The 17,191-nt window shown below is 50.7% G+C and carries 12 protein-coding genes; all 12 read left to right on the top strand.

What is annotated here, in order from left to right:
- Positions 1–54: 54 nt before the first annotated feature.
- The 12 genes from AC1DLI_RS20015 to AC1DLI_RS19960 all read left to right on the top strand — a co-directional run bounded on the left by AC1DLI_RS20015 (position 55) and on the right by AC1DLI_RS19960 (position 16,795).
- Positions 55–837 (top strand): carbohydrate ABC transporter permease, encoded by a 783-nt coding sequence (locus tag AC1DLI_RS20015; protein WP_477605706.1) that lies wholly within the window; start codon positions 55–57, stop codon positions 835–837.
- A 16-nt stretch (positions 838–853) separates the two neighbouring features.
- Complete coding sequence (locus AC1DLI_RS20010) at positions 854–3,013, top strand: YIP1 family protein (RefSeq protein WP_477605704.1); 2,160 nt, start codon at positions 854–856, stop codon at positions 3,011–3,013.
- Positions 3,010–5,280 (top strand): DUF5696 domain-containing protein, encoded by a 2,271-nt coding sequence (locus tag AC1DLI_RS20005; protein WP_477605702.1) that lies wholly within the window; start codon positions 3,010–3,012, stop codon positions 5,278–5,280. The genes AC1DLI_RS20010 and AC1DLI_RS20005 overlap by 4 nt, the downstream gene beginning before the upstream one ends.
- Positions 5,277–6,143, top strand: coding sequence for a carbohydrate ABC transporter permease (locus tag AC1DLI_RS20000; RefSeq protein ID WP_477605700.1), 867 nt, complete (start codon positions 5,277–5,279; stop codon positions 6,141–6,143). Before AC1DLI_RS20005 ends, AC1DLI_RS20000 begins: the two co-directional genes overlap by 4 nt.
- 23 nt (positions 6,144–6,166) lie before the next feature.
- On the top strand, positions 6,167–7,141 hold the full coding sequence (locus AC1DLI_RS19995; RefSeq protein ID WP_477605698.1) for a carbohydrate ABC transporter permease: 975 nt from the start codon (positions 6,167–6,169) through the stop codon (positions 7,139–7,141).
- Between the two features lie 269 nt (positions 7,142–7,410).
- On the top strand, positions 7,411–8,748 hold the full coding sequence (locus AC1DLI_RS19990; protein WP_477605696.1) for an LLM class flavin-dependent oxidoreductase: 1,338 nt from the start codon (positions 7,411–7,413) through the stop codon (positions 8,746–8,748).
- Positions 8,745–10,061, top strand: coding sequence for an LLM class flavin-dependent oxidoreductase (locus tag AC1DLI_RS19985; RefSeq protein WP_477605694.1), 1,317 nt, complete (start codon positions 8,745–8,747; stop codon positions 10,059–10,061). Before AC1DLI_RS19990 ends, AC1DLI_RS19985 begins: the two co-directional genes overlap by 4 nt.
- Before the next feature lie 40 nt (positions 10,062–10,101).
- A complete protein-coding gene (locus AC1DLI_RS19980; protein ID WP_477605692.1) occupies positions 10,102–11,472 on the top strand; it encodes an ABC transporter substrate-binding protein in 1,371 nt (456 codons plus the stop codon).
- Positions 11,473–11,582: 110 nt separating this feature from the next.
- Positions 11,583–12,917: an LLM class flavin-dependent oxidoreductase gene (locus tag AC1DLI_RS19975; protein WP_477605690.1), complete on the top strand. Its 1,335-nt coding sequence runs from the start codon at positions 11,583–11,585 to the stop codon at positions 12,915–12,917.
- 25 nt (positions 12,918–12,942) lie between these two features.
- Positions 12,943–14,115 (top strand): MFS transporter, encoded by a 1,173-nt coding sequence (locus tag AC1DLI_RS19970; protein ID WP_477605688.1) that lies wholly within the window; start codon positions 12,943–12,945, stop codon positions 14,113–14,115.
- 18 nt (positions 14,116–14,133) lie between these two features.
- Positions 14,134–15,465, top strand: coding sequence for an LLM class flavin-dependent oxidoreductase (locus tag AC1DLI_RS19965; RefSeq protein ID WP_477605686.1), 1,332 nt, complete (start codon positions 14,134–14,136; stop codon positions 15,463–15,465).
- A gap of 1 nt (position 15,466) precedes the next feature.
- The gene (locus AC1DLI_RS19960) at positions 15,467–16,795 is read left to right on the top strand and encodes an ABC transporter substrate-binding protein (protein WP_477605684.1); all 1,329 of its coding nucleotides are present in this window, start codon (positions 15,467–15,469) and stop codon (positions 16,793–16,795) included.
- Positions 16,796–17,191 lie beyond the last annotated feature (396 nt).

The following is a 17,191-nucleotide window of genomic DNA, read 5'->3' as shown; positions in this document are numbered from 1 at the left end:
AGTCTGGCTGCGAAAATATGCTTTAATGTGTTGATGCTGGCGTTGTCCGTTATCATGATCCTACCGATCATTTATATTTTTAATCATGCCTTCAAGCCGTATCATGAATTATTTATTTATCCGCCTAGGTTTTTCGTTCAGGAGCCGAACATACAGAACTTCGTGGAGTTATTTTGGGTAACCTCAAATTCGATCGTTCCGGTTTCCCGTTATTTATTCAACAGCTTGTTCATTTCGGCGGCGAGCGTCGTCGGTGTAACAACCGTGAGCGCGCTTTGCGCTTATCCGCTGTCAAAGCATCCTTTTCCAGGGCGCAAGTTTATCTTCGCCGCGATTATTCTTATGCTCATGTTTACGCCGGAGGTGATTCAAATCCCAAGGTATCTGGTGGTCAGCAACCTAGGCATCATGAATACGTATTGGGGTCATTTGCTGCCTGTGCTTGCGCTGCCGGTCGCCGTCTTCCTGCTCAAGCAATTTGTGGATCAGATTCCCGATTCGCTGCTGGAGGCATCGAGGATTGATGGAGCCAATGAATTTATTGTATTTGCCCGCATCGTCATTCCGATGTGTATGCCTGCCATAGCTACGGTCGCTATTCTAGCCTTTCAAAACTCTTGGAGCAACGTAGAGACGTCGATGCTGTTCATGCAGGATGATGAGATGAAAAACTTTCCGTTTTTCTTATCGACGCTGACGAGCAATCTGGCGAACAATGTAGCTCGTCAAGGTGCGGCTGCCGTAGCAGCGCTTATTATGCTCGTGCCGAATTTAATTTTCTTTATTCTTTTACAAAGCAAGGTCATTTCTACCATGGCGCATTCGGGTATCAAATAAACAAGGGGGGAATCGTTTGAAGAACAGGAGGCTGCGGATTCGTCCGGTCATCATGGTCCTGATTACGGCGATTTACATAGCGTGGCCCGGCTTGCAGGCTACAGCCTCACAGTTACCGTACGAAACCTATTACAAGGATGGATTCGGACAGCTGGTCAAGACGCAAGCGGCTTATATACCTGCTGGCATAATCGGTACGAATGTGCGGATAACGGGAGCAAGCGGAGCCGCCGATGCAGGGGAAGAGGTTAAGCTGCAATTTAATCAGCCCAAGGATATCTTTGTAGACGAGAAGGATCACATCTATATTGCGGACACCGGCAATAACCGCATCGTGCACCTGGACGCGAAAGGGCAATACATTCGCGAAATAAAGGTGGAGGAGAGCCCGCTAAAGAAGCCCAGCGGCATATACGTCGATAAAGCAGGGGAGATTTACGTTGCGGATACGGGAAATAACCGTGTCGTGAGGCTGGATCCAAACGGGAAGCTGCTTAAAGCGTTCGGGCGTCCCGAGTCCAGTTATTTGCCAGCGGGATTCAAATACGATCCGGTTAATCTCATCGTAGATAAGCGGGGATTTATTTATGTAACGACGCTGGGCGCTTACCAAGGCTTGGTGCAGCTTGATCCCGAAGGCCAATTCATCAGCTTCTTCGGGCCAAATCGGGTAGCCTTTTCTTTATTTGATGCCTTCAAACGTTTTGTATATACGCGGGAGATGTATCAAAGGGAACTTAAGAAGCTGCCAGGTGCCATAGCGAACTCAACGATCGACAAGAATGGCTTTATTTATACCGTTACAAAAGAAATACAAACCGATCAGGTCAAAAAGCTTAATATAGCAGGCCTGGATCAGCTCAAAGGCAAAGGGGAGTTTGCCGCGCTGCAGCCTGAAAAATCCTACGGCGAGTTTTTTCATTATACACAGCAGGGTATAAGTCCCCAGTTGAATGATATTACCGTGGACTCTGCGGGCAACATTACGGTGATCGATTCTGTCTGGAATATCATCAGCCAGTATGATTTGAATGGGAACTTGCTCTTCTTCTGGGGAGGCGATGTCATAACGGCCACTTCAAAGACGGGAATCGTAAAAACGCCTGCGGCAATCGCAAGCAACTCAAAGGGCGAGCTGCTTATACTGGACAGCGTCAACAATTTTATTCAAGTGCTCCGATTGTCGGAGTTCGGCAGCTTGGTCCATGAGGCCAATCAATTAACGCAGGAGGGCAGGTACGAGCAAAGCGAGCCGCTTTGGAGCGAGGTTCATCGGCAGAATGCCCATTACACGCCGGCGCTGATCGGGCTCGCAAAGGCTGCATATAAGAAAGAAAATTACGAAAGAGCGGAGGATTTGTTTTATGAGGCGGGTGTCATAAACGGTTATTCGGAATCCTTTTGGCAAAACCGGCTGAAATGGTTCCAAAGCCACTTTGGCTTGCTGATGAATATCGCATTGGCGATCGGCATCCTCTACCTGCTGTTGAATGCATTTTCTGCAAAGCTTCGCCTCAAGCGGAAGGGTACAGCTAAGCCGAAGCCAAGGCCAAGGCATCCGCTGCTCGAGCAGCTTAACCATGTGTTTTATTTAATTAAACATCCGGTCGACGGCTTCTATGCGATCAGGTACGAGAATAAGGCTGGATTCCTAAGCAGCTTGATCCTATTCGTACTCGCGGCAGCTTCGTATGGCTATATGCAAGCGGGAACGAGCTTTATCTTTAATCCGGCTGTGCATGTAGGTGTGGATTTGCTTCCAATTACGGTTCAATTTGTCGGGATTTGGCTCGGATGGGTCGTCTCCAATTATTTAATCAGCTCTCTGCTCAGAGGCGAGGGGCGGTTTAGAGATGTATTATACGGCAGTTCTTACGCCTTATTTCCGATTATTCTCATGGGAATACCCGTAACATTACTGTCGAATGTATTAACCTTGAATGAGCTTTCGATCTACAATTTCTTAAAGCTGCTTATCGTATTATGGGTAGCTCTGTTGTTGATTTGGCTGGTCCAAGGCATACATAACTACACCTTCATCGAAGCGGTTTTTATTATTCTATTAACGCTGCTCGCTCTCGCCATTATTGTCGTTTTGATTTTTATATTAATCAGTCTCAGCATCGAATTGGTCAACTTTATCAATTCCTTGTACCAGGAGGTGATCATCCGATGACTGTCCGCAACTATAACTATAAGCTCATTGCTAAGATCGTGCTTCTCGGCGCCGCGCTGGCCCTGATCGGCTGGCTGGCATTTCTCGCCGCAGGCTTATGGAATAATCCTTCGGCTGAGGCGGTTAATGTCTCTGGCCAGTTCGAAGCAAAGGGATCAACCCCGTATAAGGCTGGCTTGCCGGCTGAAGAGGGGTTTGTACAAATCGCGGAATCAGAGACGCTAAAGCTGTTCGCGGATAAATCGACGGCCCATTTCCAGGTGTTGAGCAAAGCGTCGGGCAAGGTATGGCGCTCCTATCCGGACCCGCAATACTGGAAGGAAGAGACGGTGCCGAATACATGGAAAAATAATCTTTCATCACCAGTCATCGTGGAATACGTAAATGCGAAAAACTATAAATCCTCCTCCGTTACTGCGGGGTTGATCGAGAACCAAGGTTATTTGGAAAATTTCCAAGCAACCGAAAACGGCTTTACGGTTACCTTTGTACTGCCGAAGGTTGAGTTTAAAATCCCGATTGAGGTGAACCTGCACGAGGATTACGTAGAGACGAGAATTCTCGATTCGGGCATTGTCGAAGGTGCGTTAAGCTTATTGAATATTAAGCTTTATCCCCTATTCGGAGCGCAGCCGTCCGTCGGCCAGGAGGGCTACATTTTGCTGCCGGACGGCTCAGGCTCATTGATCAACTTCGGGGAAGACCGTACGATGCAGCAGCTGACCTATAATGAAAGCGTCTATGGCCAGGATTTATCCTATTACAACGAAAATACAGGCAGACAGCGCATTGCGATGCCCGTTTACGGCATGAAATCAGGTGATCAGGCGTTTGTTGCCGTGATTTCTGAAGGCGAAGCGTTCGCGAATGTTTATGCGGCGCCTTCAGGGTCAGTAGGCCGCTCAAACTGGGCTACGACCGAATGGCAGTATCGGAAGCGATTCTTTCAAAGCGTAAGCAAAAGCACCGGGGAAGGCTTCTATACCTACAGCGGCGATAAGTTCATTGCGGATGCCCGCGCCACGCGTTATTATCCGCTGCTTCCGGAGAAAAGCAATTATGTAGGCATGGCAGAGGTGTATCGCAATTATTTAATCAAGGAACAAGGGGTCAAGCCGCTTCAAGCCCCCAAAAAGGATATTCCGTTATTCGTTGATATTGTAGGCGCGGATATTGAGAAGGGATTGTTTAGCGACGCTTATTTAAAAGCGACCTCCACGTCAGAAGCGGCGGAGCTTGTCCGCCAGCTTTACGACAAAGGGATTCAGCATTTGCAGGTCCATTATTCGGGCTGGCAGCAGGACGGGTACAGCACGCATGGCGGTTACTTTCCCGTAGATAATCGCTTAGGCGGAAACAGCGGAATGAAAAGCTTTATTGACTTCGCTCACAGCCTGAATATTCCTGTTTATTTAACAGCGAAGTACACGCTTAATACGAATGGGGATGACCGGTTTTGGTGGAGGCGGGACGGGTTGCGCAATTTGGCGGGAACGGTGCTGGAGGAGCGGAAAAGCGAGGACCAGGATGCCGCCGCGTTTGTCAGCCCTAAGTTTTATGAGAAGGTTGTATCGAAGGACTTGGACGACTTTAAGAGCTTGGGCGCAGACGGCATTTATTTCGAGGATGGTATTGGCCAGCAGGTGAATACCGATTTTAATACCCGTTTTGGGGCAAGCAGAGCGGATGTCGTCGAAGTGCAGCGCGGCATTTTGGAAAAAACAAAGGACGCCCTCGGTTCGGTTGCGGCGAACAATGTGAACTTCTATGCGCTGGACCAAATGGATCACGTTCACCGGCTAACGGATGATTATTCATATGACGTATTCATCAGCGAAGAAATTCCTTTTGCCCAGATCGTTCTTCATGGACTGCGTACCTACACGCTGGAATGGTCGAACCTGCGCGAGGAATTCGGCGATGGATTTCTTCGGAGCATCGAATACGGAGCATATCCAGCCTATGTACTCAGCGGAGACAAAGCAGATGATTTGAAAAAGTCGTATTCGCTGTGGTATTACAGCCTGAACTACAAGGATTGGATCGATGGCCTGCTTAAGGAATACGCGAGAACAAATGAAGCGTTGGCGGCTGTGCAGGACCAGTATATAACCGCTCACCGTGCGCTTGCGCCAAATGTGAAGGAAACGGTTTACGGCGGCGATTACCGCACCGTTGTGAATTACAATGACACGGATTACAGCCAAGACGGCCTATTCGTTCCCGCGAAAGACTTTGTCGTCATCAAAGGAGGAACGAAGCGATGAAGTTAAATCGCAAGCTTGAAGCCGCGACGATCAGGAAGCTTGAAGGCTCCTTGTTTATAGCACCGTGGGTGTTCGGTTTTCTCGTATTTGTGGCGTTTCCGTTAGGCTACTCCTTATACATGAGCTTTCATCAGGTCAAAATTACGGTCAACAGCGTGAACTATACGTTTATCGGGTTAAGCCACTATCGAGAAATTTTGATCGCCAACGGGAGCTTGCTCTACGAGGAGCTGTTTCCGTTTCTGAGAGAGTCGGCCATGATGATTCCGATCATTCTAGTGTTTTCTCTTTTAGTCGCGATTTTGCTCAATTTGCGTTTTCCGGGGAGAACGCTGTTTCGGGTTATCTTTTTTCTTCCGGTTATTTTTTCCTCCGGCCAAATCGTTCAGGAATTCATTGCTCAGGGGGAAGGCTCGCTCAGCATTATGGAGACGCTGCGGATCGACTACTATTTGCGGGAATATGTTCCCGGGGCATGGGCGGCTCCCATTCAAAAGGTCATGAGCTCGTTTGTGTTGGTGCTCTGGTATTCGGGGGTGCAAATATTAATCTTTCTGGCGGGAAGACAAACGCTTCCGGCTTCCGTATACGAGGCTTCCCGCATCGACGGATCAGGTCCGTGGAATACCTTTTGGAAAATTACGCTTCCGGGACTCGTACCTTACATTTTCTTGAATTTAATGTACACCGTTGTCGACTTGTTCACCTTCCCGTCCAATCCGATTGTCAGCCGGGTGAATACGAGCAACTACGGCAGCTCCAGCGCGCTGGCATGGATTTATTTCTCGATTATCCTGAGCTTTGTTCTCCTGACCTTATTCATTTACAGCAGAGTCGACAAATCGCTATCAGGAAAAAGATAAAAAGGAAGGAGAGGTGAGTGTAAATGAAGATTGTCAAAAGAGGCAGCGAGGTGGCCGTGAGGGTTTATTCAGACGACAAGCTCCGTCAAGGCTTAAACACGATTAGATATAGACTGCTTGGAGCGGAGATCGACAAAGGGCTGCTGTTCAAGCTGTTTGTGTATATCATTCTGATTAATGTCGCTTTTATTTATATTAAGCCGATTCTGTACATGGTTACGACGATGGTGAAGGATGCCAAAAACATCCTCGATCCGACTGTCATTTGGGTGCCGAGGACGATTTTTCTGGGGCATCTGCAGCAGGCGGGCGAAATGCTGAACTATGGCAAAAGCTTTCTTATCAGCGTGTCGCTCGCTTCTTCCGTGGCACTGCTGCAGGTATTTTCCTGCGCGATTGCTGGTTATGCGTTTGCGAGGCTGGATTTTCCATTCAAAAAAGTATGGGGAGCCTTGCTCTTATTTACGTTTATTATGCCGCCGCAGATTACGATTCTGCCATCGATCATGCTCTTTAAGGAGTTCGGCTGGCTGAACACATTTTTGCCGATGGTTGTTCCGGCCATATTCGGTCACGGTCTGAAGGGAGCGATGTTTGTCATCATCTACCGCTCTTTTTATTCCACACTGCCCAAGGAGCTGGACGAGGCGGCGCGGATGGACGGAGCGGGACCCTTCCGCATGTTCTTTCGCGTCATGTTTCCGATATCTCGCTCAGCAACCGTTGTCGTGGTGTTGTTCTCGTTCGTATGGAACTGGAATGATTTTTATTTCCCTTCGTTGTTTATGTTTACGGCCGAAAACGTTCCGTTATCGATCACGCTGGCGAGAATGGCAGGCGAAATGAAGCTGGCCGAAGGGGCGGGGGAGATTACCGTATATGCCGAAGCCGTCAAAATGGCCGCGTCGTTCCTCATCATTATGCCGCTGCTCGTCGTTTACCTGTTTGCCCAGCGCTGGTTTATTGAAGGGGTTGAACGAACGGGCTTAGTGGAGTAGGGCATAAAAACAATCGTTGACAGAATGATTTTAAGATGATAAATTCTTAGCACTTACTATAATACCAATAAAACCTATGTTTTTAATTGGATTATCAACCGGATAGCCGGAGATTGCCTAAGGGCAGCTCTGGCTATTTTTTTAAATATAAGAAAGTATAAATTTCATCCTTATACTTTGCTTATATTTCAACGCGAAACGAGCTTTTGCCGCAATGACGGCGTCAGCCGTTTACGCTGGTGAAAAACTTTATTGGGGGTATGGAAAGCATGGGCCAATCGGAACGAAAGCTTAACCTAAACGCGTTTCTGGCAACCTCGGGCCATCATGAAGCCTCGTGGCGGCATGCAGAAGCGCATCCGGAAAAAGGGGTAGATATTAAGCACTATTTGAAGCTGGCTCAGATCGCTGAGAGGGGCTTGCTGGATTCCGTTTTTCTGGCAGACGGCTACTGGGCGCATTCGGGCTCGCTGGAGCCGTTCACGCTGTTATCGGCTTTAGCTGCGGCAACGAAGCATATCGGCCTGATAGCAACGGTCGAAACAACGTATAACCAGCCGTTCCATGTTGCTCGTAAGTTCGCGTCGCTGGACCATATCAGCAAAGGCCGGGCGGGCTGGAATATCGTGACCGGTGCGGGCCCGGCAGCGGAACAGTTTAGCAAAGGACAGCATCCCGAGCATCATGAGCGGTATGAATCGGCAGAGGAATTTGTGGAAATCGTGAAAGGATTATGGGATAGCTGGGAGGATGACGCGGTACGCAATGACAAAATAAACGGCATCCTTATTGATCCCGCAAAGGTCCGGACGCTCGATTATGCAGGAAAGCATTACCGCGTAAAGGGCCCGCTCAATATTGCCCGCCCGCCTCAAGGCTATCCGGTGCTTGTACAGGCAGGCTCCTCGGAAACCGGCAAGGCGTTTGCGGCAAAGGTAGCGGAGGTGATCTTCACGGCGCAGCTAACCTTCGGCGAGGCACAGGCCTTTTACAAAGATGTGAAATCCCGGTTGGCCGCATTCGGACGAACGGCAGACAAGCTGAAAATCTTGCCGGGCTTAAGTCCGATCTTGGCGGATACGGAGGCAGAGGCAAAGGACATCGAGGATCAATTGTTCGACCTTATCGACCATAAGGGAGCGACTAAGCGGTTGTCCGATCGGCTGGGCATCGATTTATCGCAGCATTCCCTGGATGATCTCGTTAGTCTTGACGGTGCGCATTCCACGGATCAAGTGAACGGCATGAAGAGCCGCCATCAGCTCATCTTGGATTTGATCGAACGGGAGCAGCCAACGCTTAGGCAATTAATTAACCGGTTGGCGGGAGCAAGAGGACATTTCACCTTTACGGGTACACCGCTGCAGCTTGCCGATGAAATTGAAAAATGGTTTCGAAACGGCGCGGCGGACGGCTTTAACCTTATGCCTCAGATTTACCCGAGCGGCCTGGAGCAGTTTGTAGATAAGGTGATTCCAGAGCTGCAAAATCGCGGTCTGTTCCGCACCTCGTACGAGGAGAAAACCTTACGCGGCCATTTGGGGCTTGCGCGTCCGGCAAATACGAGCCAGTTACTACAATCTGAAAAAGAGGTGCATATATCATGAGTGAAACAAATCGCAAGGTTCACTTGAATGTATTTTTAAGAGCAACGGGACATCATGCAGGCGCTTGGCGCCACAACGACTCCCATCCCGAGCTGGAATTAGACATTGATTATTTAGGGCAGCTTGCAAGAATTGCCGAGCGTGGCAAGCTGGATTCGGTTTTTCTCGCGGATGGTTACGCAGGAGGCGGAAGCAAGCTGGAGCCGTTTACGCTGCTGTCGGCATTAGCTGCCGTCACCGAGCATATTGGCTTGATCGCAACGGTAGGGACCGTGTATAACGAGCCGTTTCACGTTGCAAGGCAATTCGCTTCACTGGATTATATCAGCGGTGGAAGAGCAGGATGGAACATCGTAACAGGTGCAGGCTCCGCCGCTCATAATTTCAGCAGAGACGAACATCCGGAGCATGCGCAGCGTTATGAGACGGGTGAGGAGTTTGTTGAAGTTGTTAAGCAGCTGTGGGACAGCTGGGAGGATGACGCTCTTATCTTCGACAAAGAGGGCGGCAAGTTAGTCGATCCCAAAAAGGTCCATGAGATCAATTTTAAAGGACATACGTACGCGGTGAAAGGACCGCTTAACATTCCGCGTCCGCCGCAGGGTTACCCGGTGCTCGTGCAAGCCGGTTCCTCCGAGCAGGGCAAGGAGCTGGCTGCCAAAACGGCAGAGGTGATCTTCACCGCGCAGCAGACCTTTGATGCAGGCCGTGAGTTTTACAACGATGTGAAATCCCGTCTGGCGAAGTATGGAAGAGCCGCCCATGAGCTTGTTATTTTGCCAGGTCTTGCACCCATCGTAGCCGATACGGAAGCCGAGGCTCGCGAGCTGGAGGAGGAGCTGCATTCCTTTGTAGATACGAAGCGTGCGCTGGACAGCTTATCCGAGCGGTTTACGGTTAATTTAAATGATTACGACTTTGACGCTCTGGTGCCGCTCGATAAAGCAAAGCCGGCCGCAGAGTTTAACGGCATCCGCAGCCGGCAAGAGGTTATCCTTGATGCGGCGCGCAGAGAAAATTTCACCATTCGCCAGCTGCTCTATCGCAGCAATGGGGGGCATGGTCATATTACGTTCACCGGGTCTGTTCTACAGACAGCCGATCTGATCGAGAAATGGTTTAGAAACCATGCGGCCGACGGCTTTAACGTATTGCCTCAGCTTTTTCCGACAGGTCTGGAAATCTTTGTTGACAAGGTTATACCAGAGCTGCAAAACCGCGGCATATTCCGCACGGAGTATGAAGGCACGACCTTGCGCGATAGCCTTGGTTTGAGCCGTCCCGCAAATACCCGTAAGTTTCAGAGCGTTTAAGATGAACCGCTAATAAATAATAGAAATGAGAGGATATATGATGAAGAAGCTAGGGTCTTTTCTTATTTTAATCTTAATTTTTGCGCTCGTCTCGGCATGCGGAGGCAACAATAACGCTCCGGCAAGCGGGAATGCGGCGTCCAATACGCCAAGTGCGGATAAAGGCTCAGCAGAGCAGGCGGATTTTAAGAAGCTGGGCGACGAGCCGCTAAAATTAACCTTTTATTCAACGGGCGCTACGTTTACGGATGTGGAATTTGAGGCCATGATCGCAGGGCCGATTCATGCGAAATACCCGAACGTGACGATCGAGCGCATTACGCCGGCTGCAACGACGACACCGGAGGAGGTTTTGTCGACGCATGTGCCGGACATTATATTTGGCAGCGTGCAGCAGCGTGTTATCCGTACAGGCGTTTATCAAGATTTGCGGGAGCTGATCAAAAAACACAATTTTGATGAAAGCCGGCTAAAGCCCATCGGCTACGACTATATCAAGGACATAACGAAGGGAAAGGGAGATGCCGTACTCGCGCTTCCATTCAATATTAATCAGCATGTGATGTACTACAACAAAGATATATTCGATAAATTCGGCGTGCCGTACCCGACAGAAAAACAATTAACATGGGATGAAGCGGTTGAGCTTGGCACGAAGCTGACCAGAACCGAAAACGGCGTCAATTACGTTGGTCTGGTCGTGGATAATTTAACAGGCCTGTCCAAATCACTGGGGCTTCCTTATTTGGACCGCGAGACCGGTCAAGCCGCGCTGGATACGCCGGAGTGGCTGCGGGTATTCGAGCTCTACAAGCGGATCCTTGAAATTCCGGGCTATATTACGCCTGACGGCACCTGGAACTGGACGCGCGATCACTTTATGAAGGACCAGAATGTCGCTATCCGCGTATCCTGGCTCGCGAACATGGTCGGCCCGCTTGAGGAGCTGCGTCAGCAGGGCGTTGAGTTCAATTGGGATATCGCGCCGGCACCGAACTTCAGCGACCAGCTTGGAACAACAAGGGAAGCTCAGATCCACTCCATTGCGATCAATAGCCAAAGCCCTCATCAGGATGAGGCGTTCCAGGTTATTGCGGAAATTTTATCGGGTGAGGGACAACGTATTATAGCGAAAAACGGCCGTGTTCCATCTATTATTAACCCGGAACTGGAGAAGGATTACGGCACGGAAATTCCTGTTTTGCAAGGTAAAACGGTACAAAACGTCTTTATCGGCGAGCCGCGTCAAGAACACTACATTCATCCTTACGAGTCAAGCATAAGCATACGGCTCACGGAAGCGGCTGAGGATCTTGCCATTCACGGGCTCGATGTCAACTCGGCGATTCGCAAAGCGACAGAAGCAATCAATAAGGATGTCGAAACGCTGAAAACGACATTGGGGCAGTAATAATGCTAAACAACTAGTAATAACAAGTTATCTACCGGATTGCCGGAGACAAGATCAGTATGCTTGTCTCCGGCTTTTTGTCATCTTACAAAAGGAAATGAGGCAGAAGAATGAGCGTAACCAAAAAGCAGGTGCATTTAAACGTCTTTCTGAGAGCTGCGGGACATCATGCAGCAGCTTGGAGGCATCCAAAAACGACGCCGGAGCAAACCTTTGATTTTCAATATTACAAACAGCTGGCTTTGACGGCGGAGCGGGGACTGCTCGATTCCCTATTCATGGCTGACGGGTATGTCGGCACGGGACGCAGACTTGAGCCGTTCACGCTGCTGTCCGCTTTGTCGTCGGTAACGACGAACATCGGATTGATCGGCACGGTCGGGACGACCTATAACGAGCCTTTCCACGTTGCCCGTAAATTTGCTTCCCTGGATCGAATCAGCGGGGGACGCTCGGGCTGGAACATCGTGACCGGACATACGGACGCTACCGCGTTCAATTTCGGCAAGGAGTCCCATTTGGAGCATTCGGAGCGGTACAGGTGGGCGGAGGAATTCGTCGAAGTGACCAAGCAGCTGTGGGATAGCTGGGAGGAAGAAGCGCTTGTATTTGATAAGCAGACAGGCATCCAATTCGATGAGCAGCGTCTTCATGAGATCAATTATCGGGGCAGTGTGTATGCGGTAAAAGGCCCGTTGAACATTCCGCGGCCACCGCAGGGCTATCCGGTGCTCGTGCAGGCAGGTTCCTCGGAAAGCGGCAGGGAGCTGGCGGCGAAAACGGCCGAGGTTATATTTACGGCGCAGCCGACGCTGGGCGAAGGGCAAGCCTTTTATGCGGATGTGAAAGCAAGGCTCACCAAATACGGTCGTTTGCCTCACCACCTGCTGATCCTGCCCGGCTTTAGTCCGATTATAGGGGATACGGCAGCAGAGGCGCAGGAGCTGGAGGATGAGCTGAACGCCTTCCATAATGCCAGCGATGCCGTCGCGAAGCTGTCGGAACGCATCGGCATCGACCTTACGGGCTATCCGCTTGACGGTCCGATTCCGCCGATTGTCGACCCGAAAGGCATCGATACCGTCAACGGAAGCAAGAGCCGTCATCAGCTTATTATCGACATGCTGCGCAGCGACCCGGACCTGACCCTCCGCCAAGTCGTGAATCGGCTGGCCAGCGCGCGGGGACATCTGACGTTTACTGGAACGCCGATTCAAGTGGCGGATGTTATTGAAGAATGGATCAATACAAATGCCGCAGACGGCTTTAATCTGATGCCTCCGATTTATCCGCACGGACTGGACGACTTTGTCGACAAGGTAGTGCCCGAGCTGCAAAATCGCGGCATCTTCCGTACGTCATACGAAGGATCCACGCTGAGGGAAAACCTTGGCCTCGCTTATCCGGCCAATTCAATTGCGAAGGATCTGGCCTCGGCACAGTAGCTTCCGGCGAGGCAGGTGACAGGCTTTGAGATTACGCACTATTATCGCGATCGCATTCAGCTTTCAGCTCATGATGAACCTGACGAGGCCGCTGGTTACGTTGTACGGGATCAGCCTTGGCGCCGATGCCATTGGGATTGGCATGATTACAGCCGCTTATGCGTTGTTTCCGCTGCTGCTCGCCATCCCCATCGGGAAGGTGGCCGACATTATCGGTGACCGATCCCCGGTGCGGATCGGGGTAGCGGGCATGATGGCGGGCACGGCGCTGCCTTTCTTTTTTCCGGAAATATGGGCCTTGTACGTCTCTCAAGCATTAGTAGGCGTATCGCACATCTTTATAAGCATTTCGTTGCAAAATCTAATCGGAAACATGTCCAATTCACAAAATCGCGACCATCACTTCGGTTTGTTCAGCATGGCCGTGGCGCTTTCGGGAATCGTCGGCCCCGTCGCCGGCGGTATGCTTGCGGATTACAGCTCTTACGGCTTTGCATTCGGAATGGCTTCGGTGGCAGGGTTGGTGCCGATGGCTTTCGCGATGCTCCTGCCCAATTCCCCGAGGTCTGCCGGGCAGGCCGGGCTGGAGACGGAGAAGGGCTCCGCGCTTGAGCTGCTGCGCATTCCGCTGCTGCGCAAAGCGCTGGCTTCCAGCGCTCTGGTGCTTTATTCGCGCGATGTATTCGTGGCTTATTTTCCGCTGTTTGCCAGCGCCTGGGGCATGTCGGCATCGACGATCGGCTGGATCATCGGCGTTCAGGGCTTAACGATGGTTCTGGTCAGGCTGTTTCTTGCCAGGTTGACCGCGCGTTTCGGCAGAGAGCCGGTTCTGTGGGCTTCCATCCTGGTTGCAGGCGTGTCCTTTATGCTGGTGCCGTTGACGACGGATACGCTGCTAAGCGGTTTGTTAAGCGCACTGATGGGAGCAGGCCTCGGCTGCGGCCAGCCGCTGTCCATGACGACGACCTATAATGCGTCTCCCAAGCACAGAACGGGAGAGGTGCTTGGGCTGCGAATGGCCTCCAACAGGCTGTCGCAAATGATTGCGCCTTTATTTTTCGGCTTGGTGGGGGCCTGGACGGGCATTATCGCCATCTTTTATGTAAGCGGGGTTTTTCTGATTGGAGGGGCATTTCTGACAGCTGGACCGGGCCGGGAGCAGCGGGCTGCCCCTTTGAATGATTCATCGAATTCATGAATGGGAGGAATATAGAAAATGGGCAATCAAGAACGTAAGCTGCATTTGAACGCTTTTATATCGGGAACGGGGCATCATGAGGCCGCCTGGCGTTATCCGGACAGCACGCCGGAGCTTGGGCTGAATATACGGCATTATCAGAGGATCGCCCAAATTGCGGAGCGGGGGTTGCTGGATTCGCTGTTCGTTGCCGACGGCTATTCGGGCCGTTCGTCCGGCAAGCTGGAGCCGTTCACCCAACTGGCCGCGCTGGCAACCGTAACGGAGCATATCGGCCTCATCGCTACCGTCGGAACGACCTATTACGAGCCGTTTCATGTCGCGCGGAAGTTCGCTTCGCTCGATCACATCAGCGAGGGTCGTGCGGGCTGGAATATCGTGACGACGGGCACGGAATCGACTGCCTTCAACTTCGGTCTCGATGCGCATCCGGAGCATGCGCTCCGCTACGAGTACGCGGAGGAATTTGTCGAGCTGACCAAGCAGCTGTGGGACAGCTGGGAGGATGAAGCTATCAAATATGACAAGGCCGGCGGCATCCAAGTGGATGAAAGTAAGGTTCATGAAATTAACTTCAAAGGGGAGTATTATTCGGTCAAAGGGCCTTTGAACATTCCCCGCCCCCCGCAAGGCTATCCGGTGCTTGTGCAGGCAGGCTCTTCGGAGACGGGCAAGGAGCTGGCCGCCAAGACGGCCGAGGTTGTGTTCACGGCGCAGCAAACGCTGGAAGAGGCGCAAGCTTTCTACAGCGACGTCAAGTCGAGGCTGGCGAAATACGGTCGCACACCGGATCAGCTGCACATTCTTCCCGGCTTAAGCCCGATCATTGCGGACACTGAAGCGGAAGCGAGGGAAATTGAACAGGAATTGAACGGCTTTATCAATCTGGAATCTGCTGTCAAACGGCTGTCCGGGCGCGTTGGCATCGACTTGTCCACTTATCCGCTGGACGGTCCGCTGCCGATCGACGATTTGCCGGGCATCGATGCCATTAACGGGCGCAAGGGCCGCTATCAGCTCGTCGTCGACCTTGCCGTACGCGAGAATTTGACCATCCGGGAGCTGACGCGCCGGTTGGCCGGAGCACGTGGACACATTACCTTTACTGGGACTCCGATTCAACTGGCGGACGTCATTGAGCGCTGGTTCAAAAACGGCGGAGCCGACGGCTTCAATATTATGCCGCAGCTTTATCCGAGCGGCTTGGAGGCGTTCGTGGACAAGGTGGTACCGGAGCTGCAGAACCGGGGACTGTTCCGCACTGCCTACGAAGGAAAAACGCTGCGCGAGAATCTCGGCCTGGCCCGTCCGGCCAATACTCGCCATCAGTCTGTAAAATCGGGGCACTAAGATGAAAAAAAATGGCCGATGGAAGATACGGTTCTTCATTACGATCGTCGCGGTCACGCTCCTCGTTTCCTGCGCGCAAACGGGCGGCAAAAATAATAGCGAACCTGATACGGCGGCATTGCCGGAACAGGTAAAGCTGTACTTGTACGTTACAGGCCCTACTTTGACGAAAACGGAGTTCCAAACGTTAATTGCCGGACCGGTGAACAAAAAATATCCACATATTACGATTGAGAGAATTGAAGCGCTGGAAGGGGTTACTGTGCAAGAGGTGTTTACGACAAAGCCTGCGCCTGATTTAACGTTGATTATTAATCCGCAGCAGCTTATTCGATTAAATGTCGTAGAGGATCTTCGGCCGTGGATCAAAAAATTCAACTTTGACGAAAGCCGATTGAAACCTGTTCTTTATGACCACATCAAAGAATTTGGCGAGAATGGCGAAATCGTATCGCTGCCGTTCAACTCGAATCAGGCAATCCTTTATTACAATAAGGATATATTTAATAAATTCGGAGTAGAGTATCCGCCGAATGGCGAACAGCTGTCGCTGGAAGAGGTTCAGGAGATTGGGAAAAAGCTGACGCAAACCGATGATGCCATCCGCTATATCGGTTACGATACGGGAGGGCTTACAGCGTTAATGCGAGATTTGGCATTGCCGATTCTGGATTCCGAAACGGGCGAGCCGCTTTTGACTAAGCTTCCAGAATGGAAAAAGATCTTTGAATTCCAGCAGCAATCTTACGAAGTGCCGGGTTATATCGGCCCGAATAACGAACATGTTTACGGACGCGATGCTTTTATCAAGGATAAAAATTTGGCGCTTCGGGTAGCGAATCTGGCCAATATGGTCGGTCCGCTTGAAGAGCTGCGGCAGCAGGGGGAGGAAATGAACTGGAATATTGCTCCAACTCCGAATTTCTCCGACCATCTGGGCAAGGCAAGAGAAGCGCAGGTGCATTCCTTCGTTATTTCCAATACGAGCAAGCATAAGGAAGAAGCTTTCTTGGCCATTACCCATATTCTTTCGGATGAGGTGCAGCGGATTTTGGCGAGGAACGCTCGTGTCCCTGCTGTCATTAATTCTGAGCTGGAGAAGGAGTTCGGAGCGGATGTGCCAGTTCTTGCAGGCAAACATATTGAGAATGTGTTTATTGGGGAGCAACAAAAAAATCATAAAATCCACCGTTACGAGGATCAAGTGACGAAGTTTGTAACGGAAGCTGCGGAAAAGGTGGCCTTAAACGGCACAGACGTCAATACAGCACTCCGCCAGGCTGATGAAGCCATTAAAAAGGAAATCGAGACATTACGCAAGATAGAGTAATACGTAACATATAGTCAGACATAACCCTCTGAGCGGTAAAGCAGTCGCTTAGAGGGTCTATGCCGTTTGGGCATTAGGAGAGGGGGCGGTGATATCAGCTCCCAAGCTCGACGGAGTCAGATGACGTTATTTGGATCTCATGCAAACATTTAAGGATGAAAAAAGCCGCTTGACAACACTGTAACGAAGAGGTATATTCATTTCAAGTTAATTCTGTTTAATCCTATATAATTACTTTGTTATTATCGACCGGAAAGCCGGAGATTGCCTATGGGCATCTCGGGCTTTTTTTTATATATAAGAATTTATAAGTTTTCTCTTATAAATGTGCTTATATATCTCCGCGAAACGATAGCTTTTGCCAATGTGGACGGCGACAGCCGTTTACGCTTGTTG

It is taken from the genome of Paenibacillus sp. 01T443, from assembly GCF_056398325.1.
Note: the sequence above shows the minus strand (reverse complement) of the source record. Positions and strands in the feature narration are given on the sequence as shown.